Below are 21,920 nucleotides of genomic sequence, written 5' to 3'. Positions count from 1 at the left end.
TCGATGCGTGAGCATCTCGGTGGAGTAATGTTGTATGGGTTTTGATTTTGAGTTGATACTGGCCGTTGCCTTTTTGGTTACTGGTGCTTTCTGGGTATATGACCGTATTGTGTTTGCGCCAAAGCGTAAACAGATTTTGTCTGGTATGGATCAAGCGGCGCAAAAGGCCATAAGTAAAGAAGCCAAAGAACGTTTGGCTGATACGCCTAAGCTGGTATCTGAGGTCAAATCTTACTTTGTGATTATCGCGGTGATATTTGGCTTGCGCTCGTTTGTGGTTGAACCGTTTCAAATCCCATCAGGATCTATGTTACCGACGTTGCAGATCGGCGATTTCATTCTGGTGAATAAGTTTGATTATGGCTTGCGCTTGCCTGTTACCAATACCACATTAATCCCAACGTCTGAACCGAAGCGTGGCGATGTGGTGGTGTTTAAATATCCTTTGGATCCTAGTCTAAACTACATTAAGCGTTTGGTTGGTTTGCCTGGTGACAAGATCCGCTATCACGATAAGGTGTTAACGGTGAATGGTCAGCAGGTCAGTAAAGCGTTTTTGGCCGCTTTGCCTATTTCGCTCAATCCGAATAGAGAGCCAGTTACTTTATTTAAGGAAAACTTAGGTGGAGTTGAGCACGATATCTATAATAGTAATCGCAACACACCACATGAAGGTAATTGGGTTGTTCCGGAAGGTCATTATTTTGTGATGGGTGATAACCGCGATAACAGCGCAGATAGTCGCTTCTGGGGCTTTGTGCCAGAAGAAAATATGAAGGGGCGTGCATTTTATGTGTGGCTTCATTGGGACGATTTTTTCAGTATCCCAAGTTTTAAAAATAACGGTTTAATTGAATAAATAATTGGAGACATTTTGAGTTCACTGTATCAGAAGTTGTGTCGGCGCATAGGCTACTTTTTTGCCGACCTTGGATTGCTTGAACTGGCGCTGACACACCGCAGTTATGGCGGGAAAAACAATGAGCGCCTTGAGTTCTTAGGTGATTCGATTCTCAATTATGTGATAGCGGAAGACTTGTTTCATCGTTTTCCAAAAGCCAAGGAAGGAGAATTAAGTCGCTTACGTGCCTCATTGGTTAAAGGGGATACCTTGGCTGAATTAGCGCGTGAATTTCAGCTTGGAGACTTTTTGAAGTTGGGTGCTGGTGAGTTGAAGAGTGGTGGTTTTCGTCGTGACTCAATTTTAGCCGACAGTGTTGAAGGTATTATCGGCGCTATGTATTTAGATGCTGGCATGGACGTTTGTCGTCAACATATTTTAGCTTGGTACAAAGATCGTTTGAATGCGACCTCGCTGAAAGTGGTGACGAAAGACGCCAAAACACGTTTGCAAGAATACTTGCAAGCCAGAAAACATGCTCTGCCTCAATACGATGTTGTGGATATTGTTGGTGAACCTCATGATCAAACGTTTCATGTTCATTGTCATATTGAATTGTGTGATGACGCGATAGAAGGTTGTGGTAACAGTCGTCGTATCGCTGAACAAAATGCAGCGGCCAAAGCCCTAGAAAAGTTGGAAAAAGTGAATGTCTGATGTTGAAGTAACCCATTGTGGTTATATTGCCATAGTTGGCCGCCCGAATGTGGGCAAATCGACCCTGCTTAACCATATTCTAGGGCAAAAACTCTCTATTACCTCTCGTAAGCCACAGACCACGCGAGATCAGATTCTCGGTGTGAAAACCGAGGGGCATATTCAGGCCATTTATGTGGACACTCCTGGATTGCATTTGGGGGAAACCAAAGCCATTAATCGCATTATGAATCGGACTGCGACTGCAGCATTGAAAGATGTGGATTTGGTGTTATTTGTAGTGGACGCAGATCGTTGGACCGAGGAAGACGAATCCGTCTTACAAAAGGTAAAGTTTGCCTCTTGTCCTGTGGTCTTGGTGGTCAATAAAGTCGATCAGCTGGATCAGAAAGACGAGTTGCTGCCTCGTTTGGCGAATTTATCTGAACGCATGGACTTTGCTCAAATTGTGCCGATCTCAGCACTGCGAAATAAAAATCTAGATCGACTTGAGCGTTTAGTGGAAAGCTATATTCCAGAGGGAATGCAGTATTACCCAGAAGATCAAATCACCAATCGCAGTTCGCGTTTCTTAGCAGCTGAAATCGTCCGTGAAAAAATTACCCGTCAATTGGGCCAGGAAGTGCCCTATGAAGTGGCGGTACAAATTGAAGAGTTTGTTTACGAAGAGTCTGCGATTCATATTAGTGCCTTGATTTTGGTTGAACGCAATGGTCAAAAGCGCATCATCATTGGTGATCGTGGAGAAAAGATTAAGCTTATTGGTAAAGAAGCTCGTATTGATATGGAAGAGTTGTTTCAACATAAAGTGATGTTGAATTTATGGATTAAAGTGCGTTCTGGTTGGTCTGATGATGAGCGTGCTTTAGCCAGTCTGGGTTATCAGGAAGAATAAGTCGGATGCGCGCTAATGGGTATGTCATTCATACTCGTCCGTTTCAGGACAATAAGGTGTTGGTTGACCTATTGACCGAAGAACAGGGGTTGATGCGCGGTGTTTGGCGATTACCAAAAAAAGAGGCTCGGGTCTTACCTGGGCCTTTTTTGCGTTATGAGCTGGAGTATGTGGGACGCAGTGACTTAAAGACGATCAAAAGCTTGGAGTCTCTGTCTGCCCCAAGTTCACTTGAAGGGCTCAATTTGTACGCGGCTTTGTATGTCCATGAATTGCTAGAGAAGCTGTTACCGACCAATTTGCCTCTTCCAGATGTCTATGCTTTATACCAATGGCTGATTGAAAATTTGCATGCTGGTGCGCCCATAGCGCCTTTGTTAAGGCGTTTTGAAGTGGGGCTGTTTGCTGACTTGGGGTCGAGCATTAGTATGGGGGTGACGGGGCGTGGTGAACCGTTGGACGCGAAGCAGATGTATCAGTTTCATGGTCAATTCGGTTTACGTCCTTATCATGGTGAGATATTGAAGCAAGCCCCGATTCTCTTCGTTGAAGGACAAGTGGCATTACAATATCACGTTGGTGCATGGCGTAATAAACAGGTTTTAAGCTTAGCAAAGGTATTGCATCGGCATTGGTTAGATGGTTTGTTAAATGGTAAGCCGGTAGTGTCTCGTGAGTTGCTGCCAGCCACCTCATTCAATGGCGAGTTACATTTAGGTGTGCCAGTATTTCGAGCCTAGTAAGGGCGTTTTAACGATAAGGGTAGCGTTGTGATTTTAGGTGTTGGAACTGATTTGGTTGAAATTGAACGTATTGCTGATTCTGTGGCGCGTTTGGGTGAGCGATTTGTCGATCGCATTCTAACCGCACAAGAGAAGCAACGTTGGCAGGCTATTTCTCATCCAGATCAAGCCAATGCTTATGTGGCAAAACGCTTTGCTGCGAAAGAAGCGGCGGTGAAGGCTTTGGGAACAGGCATTGGTTCTGGTGTCAGCTTTCAGCATTTTACTGTGATTAACCTACCTTCTGGTCAGCCTTTTTTAGAGGTGGACGATAGTATTTCTGTGCGTTTTGAGCACCCAGTGGTGTGGCATTTAAGCTTAACGGATGAGCGTGCTTATGCGCAGGCTTTTGTTATTCTTGAGACCAAGTAATCAGATCTCTATGATTTAGCAGATCATCAATGGCGTGAATGAAATCTTCCGCTACGCCTTCTACATCTTCCATGCCAAGTTCTTTTAAGTGTGTTTCTAAAAAGCCAGCATGACGCGCAATATTAAAGGTACCAGTGTATTTAGATGCACCGTGAATTCGGTGAACTACTTCAATGAGCTTTTCCGTGTCTTGGTGTTCTAAGTGATGCTGAATTAGCTTTTTTTCGTTGTCTAGTGAGTCGGCCAACATGGTAAACATTTCTTTAGCGATGTCTGCTTTACCATTGACGATGTCTAAGGCTTTTTGCATGTCGAAAATATTCACTAATGTGGCATCAACTTGTTGCTGGAAGGTTTTGGTATTAGAGCACCACTCGTCTATGGTGCGAAACAATACTTCTTCATCAATGGGTTTAGTTAAGTAAGCATTCATGCCACTGGCGAGAATTTGTTGTTGCTCTGAACCAAGGGCGTGTGCCGTTAGGGCAATGATTGGTGTGTTTTGATAGGCGTTTAATTGTCGTAATTGTTGAGTAGTCTCCATGCCATCCATTTCTGGCATCTGGATATCCATGAAAATGAGGTCAAATGCTTGCTCAGATGCTAATGCCAAGGCTTGCTGACCACTATAGGCTAACGTAACGTCGATGCCGTGTGGTTGTAACCAATGACTGAGCAGTTGTAAATTGATTGGCGCATCGTCTACTGCCAAGATTCTAAGGCCTTTACGCGTCTGATTTGATTCAATAACAGGGCTAATGTCATCCTCACCTTGAATCCCTCTTTGGTTGATTTGTTGTAATGCTTTATAAAGGCGATCATGGCTGACTGGTTTGAGTAGCATTTCGCTAGCAAGAGCCTTGAGCTCTGGATTTTGGGTGATGCTTCTAGGAGGTTGAATCATGACAATGCAGGGTATGGCAAAGTGTTGACCAGCATAACTAATCAATTCTTTTGTTTCTTCTACGCTGCTTTCTTCTGGTCCTAAGCTCAGCATAATACCGTCAACAGTGCTGGCCTTTTCATGCAGAGCGGAAATCAATTGTTCGATGTCACTACAACGGGTGGTTTTAACCCCGATGCTATGTAAATAGCTGGTTAGATGAGCTCGATAGGTGCTGCTAGGTTCGAGTAGAATGATATGTCGGTCTAATGAGTCTTTTTGATTCATTAGGTTCCCAGAAGCTTGTAGACAAAGAGAGAAGCGAAATGTAGAGCCAATGCTTGGATCGCTGCTGACCTCGATTTTTCCTTGCATTTGCTCAACCAATTTTTTACTGATTACTAGCCCTAGTCCTGTGCCGCCAAACTGTCGTGTTGTGCTGGTGTCTACTTGTGAGAATGGTTTAAAAAGACGATCAATTTTATGTTCTGGGATACCAATGCCGGTGTCGACGATTTGGAATAGTAGGGTTAGCTTATTATCAGATTGGGCCTGACAAGATACTTTAGTTTTGACTGAGCCTTGATGGGTAAACTTAATAGCATTACCAATTAGGTTGGTGAGGATCTGGCGAATGCGAGTGCTGTCTCCAATGATCCATTCTGGCAGTTGTACATCGTATTCTGTCACCAGATCAATCTGCTTTTCTTTGGTTAGCAGGTTGATGCTCAGGGTTTGGTAAACATCATCGATTAAAGCTCGAAGGTTAAAGTGATTGCTTTCTAAGCTTAATTTTCCCGCTTCTATTTTGGAAAAGTCTAAGATATCGCCAATGATGGCGAGCAAACTGTTTGTCGATTGTTCAATGGTATCGATATACAGTTTATGTTGTGGGTCCTTGATGCCTTTTTGTAGGGTCTTGGTATATCCCAAGATGGCATTTAAAGGGGTTCTGACTTCATGGCTGATATTGGCGAGAAACTGAGATTTTAGGCGATTGGATTCCATTGCTTCTCGGTTGGCAATGTGTAATTGGGCACTTTTTTCTTCCATACTGTCCATGCTTCGGCGAAGGTCTTCTGTTGCTTGTTCGATCCCAGCATTCATTTCATGCTTGTTGTGTTCAAGTCGCTCTGTTAGAAACAACAAATCTTTTTGCAGAGATTGATATTCTGCTGGGAGGCGCAACAGTTTTGCCGCAGAAAATTGTTCTTTTGCCAGTTTGTTCAAAGTGCTTTCGACATTTTTAACGGGCAGTATCAATTGTTTGGTGATGCGTAAGAAAATGAGTCCACTGCCTAAATTGAAGGCAAAGAAAACTAATAGAACTAAGCTAGCATATTGATACTTTTTGATTTGAACTAGTGCGGTATCGGCTTGAATTTTGACCCAGCCAATGAGGTTTTGTTGGCTTACTGGGCCAAATAAGTCCGATTGTGGATTAAATGCGCCATCCAATGCGTTGTTGTTGTAATGAACTGCACTAATGGAAATAAAATGATCAGGAAATGTTTGTATTTCGCTGCGGTTTGGGAAGTTGGTTGATTTTACGACAAACTCTGTACCCAGTTCGGCGATAATTTTTTGTTCACTGTTAAACAATTGAACGCTGCTTATATATTGGTTGCTGAGCGCATTCTGTAAAATTCGATACATCATATTTTGGTCTGAAAATACGATTGCGTATTCGCTGGTGGTGGCGACTTGTTCAGTGATGTGTTGCGTACGTTGATAAAGATTATCGTCAAGGTCATTAAAGCGGCTGAAGATTAAGAATGCGCACGTGATAATAGAAATACCAAAAACAGGTGAAAATAAAGACCAAAACAGTTTGTTGTCATGGTTTAGCTGAAGTTTTGGTAAACGAATGTTAATCATGGGGTCCTATTTTTTATTGACTAATAACAGGCAAAGTTGTCAGTAGCTTGGCGTTTTTCACATTCTTCTTGGTACTGCTGACAGGCTTTGTCGTCGCTTTTTTTCGCTGAGTCATAAAGGCACTGACGCCATTGGGTTCTTAGCTCTAAATTGCTTAAGTTAGTGGTTATATTCTCATTTTGTTCACAGGCACTGAGCAGTATTACAAGAGTGAAAACCGAAAAAATATGTTGGTAGCTCATGTGCTTGCCTTATCATTGAGTGGTTGAGACTAAGTTTATAACGCTTTCTTATTGTACTCTTGCTAGCAAGTGGTCTTAAATAGGCTCAATAATGAGTTAAGTGTTATGCTGTCCGTAATTAATGTCAATGAAGTTTTTATATGATCGAGTATCCAACTATCGAGTCTTTGATTGGGCAAACCCCTTTGGTACGTCTACAAAGAATCAATCCAAATCCTAACAATACCATACTGCTAAAACTGGAAGGACAAAACCCTGCCGGTTCGGTAAAAGATCGTCCAGCCTTGAATATGATTTTGCAGGCTGAGCGACGGGGTGAAATTAAACCGGGCGACAGTTTAATTGAGGCGACCAGTGGAAATACTGGCATTGCATTGGCGATGGCGGCAGCCATTAAAGGTTATAAAATGCACTTGATTATGCCTGATAATATGAGCCAAGAGCGCAAGTCTGCGATGGCAGCATATGGGGCAGTGTTGCACTTGGTTAGCAAACAAGAGGGCATGGAAAGAGCCAGAGATTTGGCTCAAGAGATGCAGGATCAAGGCATTGGTAAAGTGCTTAATCAGTTTGCAAATCAAGACAATCCCAATGCCCATTACCTGTCAACTGGGCCGGAAATTTGGCAGCAAACACAGGGCACGGTTACGCATTTTGTCAGTTCCATGGGCACCACAGGAACGATTATGGGAGTCTCTCAGTATTTGAAAGAGCAGAGTGATCAGATTCAGATAATAGGATTGCAGCCACAAGATGGTGCTAGTATTCCAGGCATACGACGTTGGCCCAAAGAGTATCTGCCGTCTATTTTCGACGATACACGAGTGGATACTGTGATGGATGTGTCCCAGCAAGATGCGGAACAAACCATGCGTCGTTTGGCGAAGGAGGAAGGGATTTTTTGTGGTGTCTCATCTGGTGGTTCTGTAGCGATGGCAATGGCGTTATCTGAGCAGTTAAATGATGCTGTGATCGTGGCCATTGTGTGCGATCGAGGAGATCGATATTTGTCGACAGGTGTGTTTGATTAACAAAAGTTGTCATGTTGATCTTTGCTCAGATACGTTAGAATGCGGACCAAATATCCATTTTACTGCCAATCGAGAACGCATCTTGAGAAGAAGAAATTCAGCCCGTCGCCCGATTAAAAAAGCCTCGTTAGGGCCAATACAGACCTATCAAATTGATGGTTTGACTCATGAGGCGAAAGGGGTCGCTCGCCTTAACGGCAAAGTCACCTTTATTGAAGGGGCGTTACCTGGGGAGACAGTCACCGCTCAGGTAACAAAACCAGGTCGTCGTTTTGACGAAGCCATTTTGAATACCCTTGTTGAAATCAGTGATGATCGTGTGTCGCCAACTTGCCAGCATTTTGGTGATTGTGGTGGCTGCAGTTTCCAGCATTTAGCGGTGTCCAAACAACGCGTTGCTAAACAGCACTGGTTGGCCGGGCAATTAAGAAACGTACTACCAAAAGAGCAAATTGAGTGTTTATTTGATGTGAGCTCAGGCTATCGTCGTCGAGCTCGCCTCGCGATTGATCATAAAAAAAATACACTGACCCTTGGCTTTCGCGGTAAAGCCTCTAATCGAGTTGTTGATATTGAGCAATGTCATGTCTTAACACCATCATTACAAGCCTTATTCGTTTCCCTTAAAGCGTGTTTGAAGCAGTATCCTATTCTATCGTCGCTTGGCCATATTGAGTTGTTAGAAGACAGCAAAGGTTTGTCTGTACTACTGCGTCTAGTGTCTGACATTACTACCATTCAACAACAGGCTTATCTTGATTGGGCACAACAGCAGGGTGTGAATTTACATTGGCAGGCACCAAAAGCGAGCAGAGCGGATCTGACAGAAGAGCAAATGCGCTATTATGATATGGGAAATTTGCGCTTGAAATATCATCCTCAAGACTTTATTCAAGTAAATGAGGTGATGAATCAAAAGATGGTAGCGCAAGCTATGGCTTGGTTGGCGCCTCAGAAAGAGGATGCTGTGTTGGATTTGTTCTGTGGGGTTGGGAATTTTTCTTTGCCATTAGCCCAACTTGCTGGCAGTGTAATCGGCGTCGAGTTACAGGAATCAATGGTTCAAGCTGGTCGACATAATGCCAGCTTGAATGGTTTGGATAATCTGACCTTTGTGGCGGCGGATTTAACACAGCCTGTCGCAGGGCAGTTTTCAACCCCAAAAATTAATAAGATATTGCTTGATCCACCGCGAGCCGGAGCGTTTGAGTTTTTAGATACCATTATTCATATCGCGCCACAGCAAATCTTGTATGTTTCTTGCAATGCTTCTACTTTGGCGAGAGACGCCGAGTATTTAGTGTCAAATGGCTACAAGGTAGTGCGAGCGGGATTAATGGACATGTTTCCGCAAACGTCACATGTGGAAACCATGATGCTATTGCAAAAGCAAAAGTGAATTGAAGGACGGATAAATGGTAACAGTAAGAAAAGATCATCCAGTATTAGAAGATGGCAGTGTTGATATTGATGCTTGGATGTCGAATTTCTCCGATCTAATTGATGACAGTGCACGAGTGCCTCTAAGGATGGCTTGTGAATTGGCGCGACAAGCTGAGTTACAATGTGCTCGACCTTCCTATTGGGGGCCGCAAGCCAGTACCTTTCGTGCTGGTTTGGAAATGGTTGAGATTTTATCCGGTTTCCGAGCTGATCAAGATTCCCTTGTTGCCGCGGCCTTGTATCGAGCCGTTCGAGAAGACCAACTGCCGATTAGCCGTGTGGTTGACATGTTTGGCCGTAAAGTAGCCTCTCTGGTTGAAGGGGTGATTCGCATGGGAGAGGTGTCAAAGAATTTAACCGCAGACACAGCTGTCGAGGTCTTAGGTAGTAACGAAAATCAGCTGGAATCATTGCGTAAAATGCTGGTTTCAATCATCGATGATGTGCGCGTTGTGTTGATCAAACTGGCTGAGAGAGCTTGTGCGATTAAGGAAGCGAAATATCAAGACGAAGATCGTCGCGTCGCGGTCGCTTTGGAAGTACAAAGTGTCTATGCTCCTTTGGCACACCGTTTAGGGATTGGTCACATCAAATGGGAACTCGAAGACCTTTCGTTCCGATACCTTTACCCAACCGAATACAAGCGCATTGCCAAATGGTTGGATGAAAAACGCCTTGATCGTCAGCAGTACATAGAAGATGTGATTGGTCTGCTCGATCAACGTCTCAAAGGCATTAATATTCATGCGGATCTAATGGGGCGAGCAAAACACATTTACAGCATTTGGCGCAAAATGAAGCGTAAAAATATTGGTTTTGATGAAGTTTATGATGTGCGTGCTGTACGTATCTTAGTGGATGAGCCAATGGAGTGTTATGGCGTTCTTGGTGTGGTTCATAATTTATGGCGGCCTATTCCACAAGAATTCGATGATTACATCAGCAACCCTAAATCAAACGGTTATCAATCGCTTCATACGGCCGTTGTTGGGCCTCAAGGTCGTGCTTTAGAAATACAAATTCGTACTCATAAAATGCATGAAGATGCGGAACTTGGGGTGTGTGCTCATTGGAAATACAAAGGCACAGACCTAAGTTCGAATAGCAGCAGTTACGAAGAAAAACTGCAGTGGCTGAGAACCATTTTGGACTTCCATGAGGTTCAAGGGGATTTAGAATCTTTATCTGAACAAGTCCGCAGTGATATTGAGCAAGATCGTATCTATGTTTTTACACCAGATGGTCACGTGGTGGATTTACCAGTAAATGCGACCCCCGTAGACTTTGCTTATCGTGTGCATACCGAAATTGGTCACCGGTGTCGTGGTGCTAAGGTAAATGGCAAGATCATTTCGTTGGTGACGCACCTTAAAACGGGTGACAAGGTTGAAATCCTCACCACAAAAGAAGGCGGCCCAAGCCGGGATTGGTTACACCCAACTTTAGGGTATGTGCAAACCAACCGTGCCCGCGCCAAAATTCAAAACTGGTTCCGCAAAGAAGATCGAGATAAAAATCTTGAAGCGGGTAAGACCTTATTGGATAAACAGCTTAAGCGTTTGGGCGTGGACGACAGTCGATTCGACTTACAAACAGTAGCGGCACGATTTAACTTCTCCAATGCGGATGAAGTCTATGTGGCATTAGGGGCTGGTGACATTCAATTGGCTCGAGTATTAAGAGTCGTTGATGAATTCTTCAGTTTGGATGGTGAAGCACCGAGTACAACTCGTCCAATTCGTTTGAAGAAAAGCCGCCATAAATCCTCTGATAATGACATTCATATTCTCGGTGTTGGAAAACTCCTAACTCAAATGGCTAAGTGTTGTACGCCGATTCCTGGTGATGACATTGCAGGCTACATTACTCACGGTCGAGGGGTTTCTGTGCACCGTCAGGATTGTATTAATATTGTGCAGTTGGGCATGGATGAGCCCGAGCGTATTATTGATGTGAGCTGGGGCGAGCGTTTAGACAATCAATACCCAGTGAACATTCAAGTGGAAGCATACGACAGAACAGGTTTGCTTAATGACATTACTGGCTTACTTGCCAATGAGAAAGTGAACCTATTATCGATGAATACCTTATCCGCAAAAGAGAACCACACAGCCAGTATCCGCTTTACCATCGAGGTAGGGGAATTGAGTGTGTTGAGTAAGTTATTACATCGAATTAATCAACTGCCAAATGTATTAAACGTGTTTAGAGAGAAAGACTTTTGAGTGAAGCAATCCAGCGCCTACAATATTTAATGACGTGTTTGCGCGATAAAGACTTTGGTTGCGCTTGGGATAAGAAACAAACCTATCAAACCATTGCGCCTTATACCTTGGAAGAAGCTTATGAAGTCATTGATGCCATTGAAAGAGCGGATTTTGATGACTTAAAAGATGAGCTTGGGGATTTGCTGTTCCAAGTTATCTTTTACTCTCAAATTGCGCGTGAAGATGACAAGTTTAGTTTTGACGATGTGGTGAATGGCATCGTGGCTAAAATGCTGCGCCGTCATCCGCATATTTTTCCACAAGGTGAGCTTAACCGCTTTGGTGAGCCAAGCAACTTGTCTGAAGCAGACATTTCCGCTCAGTGGCAAGCGATTAAGGCACAGGAAAAAGCGTCAAAACCTAAGCGGGGGGTATTAGATGATGTACCAAGCTCTATGCCGAGCATGATGCAAGCCGTTAAACTGCAACAAAAAGCCGCTAAGTTTGGATTCGATTGGGTGGACATCGGGCCAGTGTTTGCCAAAATTCGCGAAGAGTTGGATGAGTTGGAAGAAGCCATACAGCTTGGCGAGCAGGGACATATTACTGAAGAAATGGGCGATGTGTTATTTGCTATGACTAATTTGGCACGCCATTTACAGGTTTCACCAGATATAGCATTAAACAAAACCAATACTAAGTTTCGACGTCGCTTTGCTAGAATCGAGACATTGTTAGTAGCACAGAGTAGAAAATTAACGGACTGTTCTTTGGCAGAATTGGACCGTTACTGGGAGCAAGCTAAAAGCGAAGGTTTATAGCCTTGTAATAGAAAGAATAATAACGCGACTCAATAAGTGTTTGTGGTACTTTTTAGGAGGTTGAGGTGAGTGATCGTCAAGCGTCGTTACGTGAAAATGTTAGGTTGCTGGGAGATTGTCTCGGTGAGAGCATGAGTAATCACTTGGGAGAGGGCTTCCTTGAAAAGGTTGAAAACATCCGTATGCTCTCTAAAGATGGTCGACAGTCAGGGGATTCTGCCGCACTCATCGATGCTCTAGAAGCGTTAGATGATAAAGAAATCGTCCCTGTTGCTCGAGCGTTTAATCAGTTCCTTAACCTATCTAACATTGCGGAACAGTATCATCGCGTTCACCGCCGTCGCACTAATGAAAGTTTGGGGGTGTATCATAACCCTGTGGGGGATTTGCTGGAACGTTTAGCAAAACAAAATTACACCTCAGAGCAAATGATCGAAGCGTTACAGGGACAGTCTATCGAGCTGGTTCTAACGGCTCACCCTACCGAAGTGGTTCGACGCTCGTTAATTCGTAAATACGATAATATTTCGAGCGAATTAGAAGCCCTTGATAAAGACAACATCTTACCCTTGGAAGAAACGAAACACATTCGTCGTCTGAAAGAGATCATTACTCAAGCTTGGCACACGGACGAGATTCGTGAAGAGCGTCCAACACCAGTAGATGAAGCTAAATGGGGATTTGCGGTCATTGAACAATCTTTGTGGCAAGCGGTACCTCGTTTTTTTCGTCAATTGGATGAACAGTTTCGTGAGCATTCCCAACAAGAGCATTTGCCATTGGATTTGGCGCCCATTCGTTTTGCAACCTGGATGGGAGGGGATCGTGATGGTAACCCGAATGTGACCCACAAGGTGACTAAAGAAGTGGCGTTATTGGCTCGCTGGATGGCGGCTGATCTTTATATCAAAGACTTAAACGTCCTACGTTCTGAATTTTCCATGACCCAATGTAACGACGCTTTACGAGCACGAGTGGGTGACAGTGCTCAGCCTTATCGTGAAGTGTTGCGCCAGCTTGAAACGAAAATGCATAAAACGAAAAACTGGGCCAAAGCGTGTTTGGACGGTGAATCGGTATCCGACGAGGGTGTGTTTCTCAACAGTGAGGAGTTAATCCGTGACTTGGTGTTGTGTTATCAGTCTCTTCTGGACAGTGGGATGAAGGTCATCGCCAACGGCTCCTTGTTGGATTTGATCCGCTGTGCCGCTACCTTTGGTATGACACTGGTACGCTTGGATGTTCGTCAAGATTCGGCGCGACACATTGATGCTTTATCAGCCATTACTCGCTTCTATGGTCTTGGTGATTATGCCGAATGGGATGAAGCATCTCGTCAGGCTTTTTTATTAGCAGAATTGAACTCTAAGCGCCCGTTGTTGCCACTGGATTGGTCTCCTACCGATGAAGTAAAAGAGGTTCTTGATACGTTTGCTATGATCGCACAAGGGGAGCAAAGTTCGTTTGGTTCTTATGTGATTTCGATGGCCAGCGCTCCTTCTGATGTGTTGGCGGTTGCTCTGATGCTGAAAGAGTCAGGGGTGAGTTTTCCCATGCGAATTGTGCCTTTGTTTGAAACCTTGGCCGATTTGGATAATGCAGAACCCATTATCGAACAATTGTTTTCCATGCCTTGGTATAAGTCTTACATAAACGGCCGTCAAGAAGTCATGATTGGTTACTCTGATTCGGCGAAAGATGCAGGTCAAATTGCGGCGACTTGGGGGCAATATCGTGCTCAGGAAGCTTTAACTCGACTGTGTCAGAAACATGGCATTCATTTAACCTTGTTTCACGGACGTGGTGGTACCGTCGGTCGTGGCGGCGGTCCAGCTCATGTGGCGATCTTATCGCAACCTCCAGGCTCGGTGAATGGTGCGATTCGAGTCACAGAGCAAGGCGAAATGATTCGTTTCAAATTTGGTATTCCTGACATCGCCGTACGCTCGTTAGAGCTTTATTGTTCTGCCGTGATGGAGGCAACCTTGATACCTGCTGAGCCACCAAAAGAAGAGTGGCGTGCCATTATGGATGAAATGGCTGAAGTTGGCATGAATCAGTATCGTTCTATTGTTCGTGGCCATGACGATTTTGTACCATATTTCCGAGCGACCACGCCTGAGCAAGAGTTGGCAAAACTGCCTCTCGGTTCAAGGCCAGCTCGACGTCGTTCGGATGGCGGAGTTGAAAGCTTGCGAGCTATTCCATGGATTTTTGCCTGGATGCAAATTCGCTTGATGTTACCCGCTTGGCTAGGAGCCGAAAGCGCAATTGAGCAAGCCATAGAGTCTGGAAACTTAGATAAGATTCGTGAAATGCACGAAAAGTGGCCGTTTTTTGGTGCTTATCTGGATATGTTAGACATGGTCTTGGCCAAAGCTGAACCTGAGATTGCCGAATACTATGAAAAACGCTTGGTACCTGAAGAGCTTCAAGGTCTTGGTAGATTGTTGCGAGGCAAGCTTAATCAAGTTAGTGGTTTAGTGAAGACGCTAAAGCAGCAAGAGCGTTTAATAGAGGACAACAAAACCATACGTCAGTCAATTGATGTGCGTAACCCTTATATTGATCCGCTGCATTACTTACAGGCTGAGCTTTTGTTCCGTAGTCGTCGTGACGAGGAAAATGCTGAAGTGAATAAAGCCTTGATGATTACCATGGCGGGTATTGCCAGTGGTATGCAAAATACAGGCTAATTTATTAAAAAGGTTAAAAAATACTCACTATGGGTATGAAAATGACAAAAAAAGGCAGGTAAATTTGCAAAATGAAGGGCGGCTTGGGTATGCTTGGCGGCCATTCAATTTTTTAATATGCAAATAGTTTGTCTGTACACTTTTTATCGCGACCAAATGGGTGCGTTTTAGTCTTATTGTGTCAGCCAATCTTGCAATTCAGTTAACGCTGTCTTTTGGAGACTTTATTATGCGAGTAATTCTATTAGGTGCGCCAGGTGCAGGTAAAGGAACTCAGGCTCAGTTTATTACCGAAGAGTTTGGTATTCCACAAATCTCGACAGGTGATATGTTGCGTGCCGCTGTAAAAGCAGGAAGCGAACTTGGTTTAAAAGCAAAAGCCGTTATGGATGCGGGTCAGCTTGTTTCTGATGACATTATCATTGGTTTAGTAAAAGAACGTTTAACACAAAATGATTGCGCTAAGGGCGCTTTGTTTGATGGTTTTCCACGTACCATTCCACAAGCCGATGCGTTGAAAGAGGCTGGTGTGAAAATTGATTACGTTGTCGAAATTGATGTCGCCGATGAAGAAATTGTTCAGCGCATGAGTGGCCGTCGCGTGCACGAAGCATCTGGGCGTAGTTACCACCTTGTTTACAATCCACCAAAAGTGGCAGGTAAAGACGACGTGACTGGTGAAGAGCTCATTCAGCGTGCTGATGACACTGAAGAAACGGTTCGTAAGCGTTTAGGTGTGTATCACGAGCAAACGGCGCCACTGATTGGCTACTACCAAGATTGGTTGAAAGTTGATGGTGTAAATGCGCCTAAATTCGTTAAAGTGAACGGTGTTGGTGATCTGAATGAGATTAAACAAAACCTATTAACTGCGTTACAGGCTTAATGTTTCAATGACCGCCATTTTAGCATTAGATACGTCAACGCCAGCATGTTCTGTGGCGTTGAATATTGATGGTGTTGTGTTAGAAGATTTTCGCATGGCACCGCGTCTGCATAATGATTTGATCTTACCTATGGTGGATCAACTTCTTCAACAAGCTGAACTTACCTTGTCCGATTTAGACGCTATTGCATTTGGACGTGGTCCTGGTTCGTTTACTGGGCTCCGTATTAGTGCGGGTGTTGTTCAAGGGCTTGCTTTTGGTGCGGATTTACCAGTTGTTCCTGTGTCGACATTGGAGGCTTTGGCGTTAGAAGGCTTTCAAAAAACTAGCCAAGCACATTGGTTGGCGGCACTGGATGCTCGCATGGGAGAAGTGTACATAGCGGGTTATCGAGTTGATAAAAATGCTCAAGGTCATCAAGTTGAGTGTTTGTTTCCAGAAAGCGTATCAAAACCGGATCAACTGCCGGAATTTGAGCATGCTTTTAACGGGGTCGGTTCAGGTTGGTGCTATCAAGAGAGACTAGCGTCTTTATTGCCTGACATGCCATCGCATGTGTTGGATGATTTAGCGCCACGAGCGGCTTGTATTGCTGAATTGGCGGCTATCAAATTGGCGAAAGGGGAAGTGGTTTCTGCGTATGACGCGATTCCAACTTATTTAAGGGATGAAATCACCTGGGAAAAACAGGCGCCTCGTATAGGAAAGCGTTAACATGTTGTGGTACCACATTGTATTTCTGGCCTTGATTCAAGGCCTGACGGAATTTCTGCCCATTTCCAGTTCGGCTCATCTTATTCTTCCCGCTCAACTGCTGAATTGGCCTGATCAAGGATTGGCCTTTGACGTGGCGGTGCACGTTGGTACTTTAGCAGCCATCGTCTGGTATTTTCGAGCCGATTTACGGAAGATTCTTTGTGCTTGGATGGGCTCGGTTTCTGGCAAAGGTGGTTGCAATGATAGCAAGCTGGCTTGGTGGATTGTCTTGGCGACCATTCCGGCTTGTGTTGCGGGTCTCTTGTTTGATGATTTTATCAGCACACACTTGCGCTCTATTGAGGTGATAGCCTATACCACCATTGGTTTTGGTGTCTTGCTCTGGCTCGCTGACCGATTTGGGCATTCACATAAAACACAGCAAGATTTTGCCTTCAAAAATGTGCTGGCGATAGGTTTGGCTCAGGCTTTGGCTTTGATTCCAGGAACGTCTCGATCCGGTATTACTATGACGGCAGCCCGCAGTCTGGGTTTTACTCGTGAAACCTCCGCACGTTTTTCATTTTTACTTTCTATTCCTCTGATTACCGCAGCTGGCAGTTTAAAACTGATTGAGCTAGTGTCTTCGGCAATTGTGGTGGATTGGACTAGTCTTATCATGGGTGTGATTTTATCCGCCATCAGTGCCTATTTATGTATTTACCTGTTTTTAAAATGGTTAAATACTATAGGTTTTTTCCCATTCTTTATTTATCGCCTCGTTTTGGGTGTGATTCTCTTATTTATGGTTTACGCCTAATTGTATTAGGTTTTTTTGTTTCATTAGGGTGGGGTTATGCCAAGTTCTATTGCCGTTTCGACAAATGAATTCTCATTCGCTAATGAGGTAAAAGCCTTATCACAACAGCTGCAATTGCCGTATGTTTTTCTGAAAAAAGAGCTTAAATTCGCGACTGAGTATGATTATCTGTTATTGAAAAATACTCAGGGAGTGGCGATTGCGAAAACAGGCAAAGGCGCGCCTAAGCCGGTTTTTGTTGATTTTACTTCTGGAGCGGCCGATCACAGGCGACGTTTTGGTGGCGGGAAAGGTCAAGATATCGCTAAGGCGGTAGGGTTAAATAAGCGCAATCAGTTATCCGTTTTAGACGCAACGGCTGGTTTGGGGCGCGACGCCTTTGTATTGGCCTGTTTGGGCTGTGACGTTAGCTTGTGCGAACGTGTCGGCTTTGTGCGTCAGATGTTAGAAGATGGGTTGTATCGCGCATCGATACACGCAGAGGTGGCTGAGATTGCCGCCAAGATGACGTTACAAGTGGGAGATATCGCTGAGATGGATGAAGAGGCCACATTCGATGTGGTTTATCTTGATCCCATGTATCCACATACTGAAAAATCCTCTGCGGCGGCTAAGAAAGAGATGGCTTTTTTTCGTGATTTGATTGGTAAAGACGAAGATGCCGATCGCTTATTAACCGAGGCGAAACAGCGAGCGGAATATCGAGTAGTTGTAAAACGACCAAAAGGCGCACCATACCTTAATGGTGAGGAACCGACTTATCAATTAGATGGTAAATCTGGCCGCTTCGATGTGTATGTTCTGAAATCACTCGATCTTTCCTAACACGAAAAATAGTCATTAATAATGTGGTGGTGTTTCATTGTCATTAATGGATTGCTGCTGTCGATAGCTTTCCAATTGTTTTGCAAACAAGCCTAACTGTTCTTGCAATATCAGCATGTCTTTTTGTTGTTGAATCAGTGCGTGATTTAAACTGTCAATCGTGTCTTCTTGAAACTGTACTTTTATCTCTAATTCATCGATACGTAGATTGAGTTGTGAGGTATTCATAGAGGCCTTCAGTGTGTTAATCTTATTAAGCTAAGCTCATATTTTTACAGTCATTCTCTAAAAATTACATGACTTATGTTGCGGTCATTTATAAAGTAAGAATGGCGTGAAAATTGCCTATTGATAGGATGCAGGTATTTTACTCTCATCTTTATTGGCTTCACATGGCATTTAGAAAGAGTTTGGTAAAAATATCTATTTATTCACTTTTACTAACACGAAACTGGCTTTATTTGGCCAATTTCGCATCACAATACTATTTAATAAGATAAGAGATATATTGTTATGAATGATCATCAAGATAATTTTTCGAGTCAAGGTACGTCTAGTGCCGGTTTTTTTTCATTGCGCGCTTTTATTGTTAGCTTAGTGATCGCACTTATTGTGCCATTACTAATTGCAGGGGTTTTAAAAGAAGACATTGCCACCAACTACCTAGTGTATTTTGGTTTTGTTTTAGTATCGGTTTACCTTGGCACTATGGTAAGTCAAATTCGAGTGTCTGGATCAGCTGGTCATGAAGATGACGATGATGATCGTGAGCAGGGCACTGTGAAGTGGTTTAACTCTTCAAAGGGCTTTGGTTTTCTAACCATGGAAAACGGTGACGATGTGTTTGTTCATTACCGTGCGATTCGTGGCCGTGGTCGTCGATTCCTAGTTGAGGGTCAACTTGTTCGCTTTTATGTCACAGAAGGTGAGAAAGGTAAGCAAGCTGAAAACGTATCCATTGTTCGCGGCTAATGATCGCGATTGAATTTTAAGAGGCAAATATGGCTCAGGTAACATTGAAAGGAAACCCTTTTGATACAGTCGGTACTTTACCTGCTGTTGGGGTTCAAGCTCCTGATTTTGAATTGGTTAAAACAGACTTGTCTGTCACAACGCTAGCCGATTACCAGGGGGCTAAATTAGTACTGAATATTTTTCCATCTATCGACACGCCGACTTGTGCGACATCGGTTCGCAAGTTCAACGAATCAGCGGCAGCCCTAAAAGGGGTTAATGTGATTTGTGTGTCTGCGGATCTGCCTTTTGCCGCTGCTCGTTTCTGCGGTGCTGAAGGCATTGATAATGTGGATACAGGCTCTAGCTTCCGTTCTACTTTTGGAACGGACTATGGCTTGGCTTTTGCTAATGGTCCATTGACTGGTTTGTTGTCTCGTTCTGTTATTGTATTGGATGAGTCTGGCAAGGTGCTTTATTCAGAGCAAGTTGCAGAAACGGCAGATGAGCCTAACTATGAAGCCGCATTAGCGTCTTTGTAATTTTGATGTTCATAAAAATCCCAGCCTTTGGCTGGGATTTTTTTATTTACAGATTCAGCGCATTAACAATGCAGGTTTAATCTTTTTGCATTGGAATGGTGTTAGTTGATCGTTCAACACTGTTATCTTTATTGAGATAAACCAGCTTAGGTTTAAATTGATCAGCTTCTGCTTCATCAAGCTGGCCGTAAGCGGCGATGATGACACGATCACCAACTTGTACACGACGAGCCGCTGCGCCATTCATAGAAATGGTGCCTGAACCCGCTTCAGCTAAAATGACGTAAGTATGAAAGCGTTCGCCATTATCGACATTGTAAATATCAATTTTTTCAAATTCACGAAAACCCGCTAACTCAACTAGGTCTTTGTCGATTGCGCATGAACCGTCGTACCAAAGCTCAGCTTGGGTAACGCTGGCCATATGAAGTTTGCCTTTCAAAAGTGTTACTTGCATTACAGTCTCTCTACTCTTATTTTCTTGGTGCGCTTTTACCTTGTGGGTGTCAGCGATATTACGTCCAAATGAATGGTCCTTCGCCCTGTTGGTTGATTCGCCACCATTGGTCAGGGTCTTGTTCGCCAGCTTCTTCCCATCCTTGATAATTGCAGCGGACTTCACAATTTAGGGTGGAGAAGGCTTGTCTAGCGCAAGCCATATCGTCTTCCCAAGGGGTTTTGTCAGAGTCAAACCATACCGACGTAAAGCGCTTTCCTGCAGCTTGTTCTAAGATGGTGACCTTGATGTCTGTCTGTTGATATTCGAAGGTGAGTTTAGTGCAGACCGCTGTAGGCTGCGTTTTCTCAATGACGTTGAACTCGCCTTCTAGCCAATTGATGATTTTATCAGTTGGACAGGATAGTAGGTAAATTTCGATGTCAGTTTGCATCGTCTTCATCCCTTTTTTGTAGCATATGATAAATCCTTAAGACGCTCATTGATAGATAACCAGCCATTGTCCAGATCACACCGCAGCTTGCTAAGATCAAACCAAATAGGGCAATGATTTCTTGTGAGAGTGATTCGCTTAATACTCGGTCAGATACCATCAGCACCAAAACACCAAAAACAAAAAGCAAGCCGCCTTGAATCATTTTGATCAAGGCGAGTTTTGGACTGTTGCCTAGCTTCATGGCTAATCGGTGGATTTTTTCTCTCATTGCTGAATCGTTATTTTGTCTTCACAAACAGGTTTTCTAAAATACCAGAATAAACATTGGATAGCTGTTCTAGACTGTTGGCGTCTACACATTCGTTGATCTGGTGAATGGTGGCGTTTATTGGTCCAAGTTCGACAACTTGAGTGCCCATTTTAGCGATAAAGCGGCCATCTGAAGTGCCTCCAGAAGTGGACAGTTCTGGCGTGATGCCAACGTTCGCTTCTATTGCCTTAACCATGGCATCAACCAGTTCCCCTGGCTTAGTTAAGAAAGGAAGGCCGTTATAAGTCCAGTCAATGTGGTATTCCAATTGATGTTGCTCAAGAATGCTTAACACGCGTTCTTTTAAGGTGTCAAAATCCAGTTCAGATGAAAAACGGAAATTGAATTGTGCCTTTAGTGTACCTGGAACAACATTGGTTGCACCTGTTCCGGCTTGGATATTAGAGACTTGAAAGCTGGTCGGTGGAAAGAAGTCATTGCCATTATCCCAATGGGTATTAGCCATTTCCGCTAGAGCAGGTGCAGCTAGATGAATTGGGTTGACGGCCAGATGCGGGTAGGCAACATGACCTTGTTTACCATAGACAGTGAGGTCACCGCTAAACGAACCGCGACGGCCATTTTTGATGATGTCGCCAAGTTGCTTCGTGCTGGATGGTTCGCCAACAATACACCAATCGACTTTTTCATTGCGTTCCATCAAGGCATCGACGACTCGTGTGGTGCCATCAACAAAGGGACCTTCTTCGTCACTGGTAATGAGGAAGGAGATTTGTCCCGGATGATTTGGGTGAGCTTGTACAAAGTTTTCCACTGCTGTGACCATGGCGGCTAAGCTGCCTTTCATATCAGCGGCACCACGTCCGTAAAGCATGCCATCAATGATTTTTGGTTGGAAAGGTGGAACTTTCCATTCGCTTTCAGGACCAGTTGGTACGACGTCTGTATGACCAGCGAAACAAAGGTTTGGTCCCGAGTCTCCGCGTTTTGCATAGAAATTTTTCACTTCGCCAAAAGGCATTTTTTCGATCTTAAAACCAAGCTTTTCGAGACGTTGGATCATCACTTCTTGGCAGCCTGCATCTTCAGGTGTGACGGAAGGACGTGAGATAAGATCTATGGCAAGATTTAGGGTAGGAGACAAGTCAGACATTCTTTACCTTTGTGTTGGTTTTCGCTACTTTATAAAAGATTCTGTTACTATAACAGGAGATTTGTATAAAG

The 21,920-nt window shown here is 44.0% G+C and carries 23 protein-coding genes; 16 read left to right on the top strand and 7 right to left on the bottom strand.

The features are described 5' to 3' along the window. Positions 1-34 precede the first annotated feature (34 nt). Genes lepB through acpS form a run of 5 tightly spaced genes read left to right on the top strand, consistent with a single transcriptional unit; the run spans position 35 to position 3,607 of the window. Positions 35-859 carry a signal peptidase I gene (gene lepB, locus ACHUFM_RS15190; protein ID WP_394183228.1) on the top strand — a complete coding sequence of 275 codons (825 nt, stop codon included), beginning with the start codon at positions 35-37 and terminating at the stop codon, positions 857-859. 15 nt (positions 860-874) lie between these two features. Continuing rightward, positions 875-1,558, top strand: a complete 684-nt coding sequence (rnc, locus tag ACHUFM_RS15185; protein WP_394183227.1) for a ribonuclease III — start codon at positions 875-877, stop codon at positions 1,556-1,558. Continuing rightward, complete coding sequence (gene era / locus ACHUFM_RS15180) at positions 1,551-2,453, top strand: GTPase Era (protein WP_113873632.1); 903 nt, start codon at positions 1,551-1,553, stop codon at positions 2,451-2,453. The genes rnc and era overlap by 8 nt, the downstream gene beginning before the upstream one ends. Before the next feature lie 5 nt (positions 2,454-2,458). Beyond that, positions 2,459-3,193 (top strand): DNA repair protein RecO, encoded by a 735-nt coding sequence (recO, locus tag ACHUFM_RS15175; RefSeq protein ID WP_394183226.1) that lies wholly within the window; start codon positions 2,459-2,461, stop codon positions 3,191-3,193. A gap of 30 nt (positions 3,194-3,223) precedes the next feature. Next, positions 3,224-3,607, top strand: a complete 384-nt coding sequence (acpS, locus tag ACHUFM_RS15170) for a holo-ACP synthase (protein WP_394183225.1) — start codon at positions 3,224-3,226, stop codon at positions 3,605-3,607. Here acpS and ACHUFM_RS15165 read toward each other — a convergent pair. Both ACHUFM_RS15165 and ACHUFM_RS15160 read right to left on the bottom strand, forming a co-directional pair. Further along, positions 3,588-6,368, bottom strand: a complete 2,781-nt coding sequence (locus ACHUFM_RS15165) for a response regulator (RefSeq protein ID WP_394183224.1) — start codon at positions 6,366-6,368, stop codon at positions 3,588-3,590. The genes acpS and ACHUFM_RS15165 overlap by 20 nt on opposite strands. Before the next feature lie 20 nt (positions 6,369-6,388). Further along, a complete protein-coding gene (locus ACHUFM_RS15160) occupies positions 6,389-6,610 on the bottom strand; it encodes a hypothetical protein (RefSeq protein ID WP_394183223.1) in 222 nt (73 codons plus the stop codon). Positions 6,611-6,750: 140 nt separating this feature from the next. On the opposite strand from ACHUFM_RS15160, the gene cysM reads away from it, so the two are divergent. The 9 genes from cysM to ACHUFM_RS15115 all read left to right on the top strand — a co-directional run bounded on the left by cysM (position 6,751) and on the right by ACHUFM_RS15115 (position 18,036). Further along, entirely contained in the window at positions 6,751-7,641 is an 891-nt protein-coding gene (cysM, locus tag ACHUFM_RS15155) for a cysteine synthase CysM (RefSeq protein WP_394183222.1), read from the top strand. Then, complete coding sequence (gene rlmD, locus ACHUFM_RS15150; protein WP_394183221.1) at positions 7,634-9,040, top strand: 23S rRNA (uracil(1939)-C(5))-methyltransferase RlmD; 1,407 nt, start codon at positions 7,634-7,636, stop codon at positions 9,038-9,040. Before cysM ends, rlmD begins: the two co-directional genes overlap by 8 nt. A gap of 16 nt (positions 9,041-9,056) precedes the next feature. Then, on the top strand, positions 9,057-11,309 hold the full coding sequence (relA, locus tag ACHUFM_RS15145) for a GTP diphosphokinase (RefSeq protein WP_394183220.1): 2,253 nt from the start codon (positions 9,057-9,059) through the stop codon (positions 11,307-11,309). After that, entirely contained in the window at positions 11,306-12,112 is an 807-nt protein-coding gene (gene mazG, locus ACHUFM_RS15140) for a nucleoside triphosphate pyrophosphohydrolase (protein WP_394183218.1), read from the top strand. The genes relA and mazG overlap by 4 nt, the downstream gene beginning before the upstream one ends. Before the next feature lie 65 nt (positions 12,113-12,177). Then, on the top strand, positions 12,178-14,808 hold the full coding sequence (ppc, locus tag ACHUFM_RS15135) for a phosphoenolpyruvate carboxylase (protein ID WP_394183216.1): 2,631 nt from the start codon (positions 12,178-12,180) through the stop codon (positions 14,806-14,808). A gap of 229 nt (positions 14,809-15,037) precedes the next feature. After that, positions 15,038-15,694: an adenylate kinase gene (adk, locus tag ACHUFM_RS15130; RefSeq protein WP_394183214.1), complete on the top strand. Its 657-nt coding sequence runs from the start codon at positions 15,038-15,040 to the stop codon at positions 15,692-15,694. Positions 15,695-15,701: 7 nt separating this feature from the next. Beyond that, entirely contained in the window at positions 15,702-16,409 is a 708-nt protein-coding gene (gene tsaB, locus ACHUFM_RS15125; RefSeq protein WP_394183213.1) for a tRNA (adenosine(37)-N6)-threonylcarbamoyltransferase complex dimerization subunit type 1 TsaB, read from the top strand. A 1-nt stretch (position 16,410) separates the two neighbouring features. Next, positions 16,411-17,211, top strand: coding sequence for an undecaprenyl-diphosphate phosphatase (locus ACHUFM_RS15120; RefSeq protein WP_394183211.1), 801 nt, complete (start codon positions 16,411-16,413; stop codon positions 17,209-17,211). A gap of 36 nt (positions 17,212-17,247) precedes the next feature. Beyond that, positions 17,248-18,036: a class I SAM-dependent methyltransferase gene (locus ACHUFM_RS15115; protein WP_394183210.1), complete on the top strand. Its 789-nt coding sequence runs from the start codon at positions 17,248-17,250 to the stop codon at positions 18,034-18,036. A gap of 15 nt (positions 18,037-18,051) precedes the next feature. Here ACHUFM_RS15115 and ACHUFM_RS15110 read toward each other — a convergent pair whose 3' ends face one another. Further along, complete coding sequence (locus tag ACHUFM_RS15110; protein ID WP_394183208.1) at positions 18,052-18,264, bottom strand: SlyX family protein; 213 nt, start codon at positions 18,262-18,264, stop codon at positions 18,052-18,054. A gap of 285 nt (positions 18,265-18,549) precedes the next feature. Here ACHUFM_RS15110 and ACHUFM_RS15105 point away from each other — a divergent pair, with 285 nt between their 5' ends. Both ACHUFM_RS15105 and tpx read left to right on the top strand, forming a co-directional pair. Next, positions 18,550-19,008, top strand: a complete 459-nt coding sequence (locus ACHUFM_RS15105; RefSeq protein WP_394183206.1) for a cold-shock protein — start codon at positions 18,550-18,552, stop codon at positions 19,006-19,008. A gap of 29 nt (positions 19,009-19,037) precedes the next feature. Beyond that, positions 19,038-19,532 (top strand): thiol peroxidase, encoded by a 495-nt coding sequence (tpx, locus tag ACHUFM_RS15100; protein WP_394183204.1) that lies wholly within the window; start codon positions 19,038-19,040, stop codon positions 19,530-19,532. 76 nt (positions 19,533-19,608) lie between these two features. Here tpx and panD read toward each other — a convergent pair whose 3' ends face one another. Genes panD through dapE form a run of 4 tightly spaced genes read right to left on the bottom strand, consistent with a single transcriptional unit; the run spans position 19,609 to position 21,849 of the window. Continuing rightward, the gene (gene panD / locus ACHUFM_RS15095; RefSeq protein ID WP_063333895.1) at positions 19,609-19,989 is read right to left on the bottom strand and encodes an aspartate 1-decarboxylase; all 381 of its coding nucleotides are present in this window, start codon (positions 19,987-19,989) and stop codon (positions 19,609-19,611) included. A gap of 58 nt (positions 19,990-20,047) precedes the next feature. Continuing rightward, entirely contained in the window at positions 20,048-20,422 is a 375-nt protein-coding gene (locus ACHUFM_RS15090; protein WP_394183201.1) for a hypothetical protein, read from the bottom strand. Next, the gene (locus ACHUFM_RS15085) at positions 20,412-20,693 is read right to left on the bottom strand and encodes a hypothetical protein (RefSeq protein WP_394183200.1); all 282 of its coding nucleotides are present in this window, start codon (positions 20,691-20,693) and stop codon (positions 20,412-20,414) included. The genes ACHUFM_RS15090 and ACHUFM_RS15085 overlap by 11 nt, the downstream gene beginning before the upstream one ends. 10 nt (positions 20,694-20,703) lie before the next feature. Next, the gene (gene dapE, locus ACHUFM_RS15080; RefSeq protein ID WP_394183198.1) at positions 20,704-21,849 is read right to left on the bottom strand and encodes a succinyl-diaminopimelate desuccinylase; all 1,146 of its coding nucleotides are present in this window, start codon (positions 21,847-21,849) and stop codon (positions 20,704-20,706) included. Between the last annotated feature and the right edge of the window lie 71 nt (positions 21,850-21,920).

Source organism: Marinomonas posidonica (assembly GCF_043643765.1).
Classification (GTDB): domain Bacteria; phylum Pseudomonadota; class Gammaproteobacteria; order Pseudomonadales; family Marinomonadaceae; genus Marinomonas; species Marinomonas posidonica_A.
This window is presented reverse-complemented; position numbering and strand designations above follow the sequence as displayed.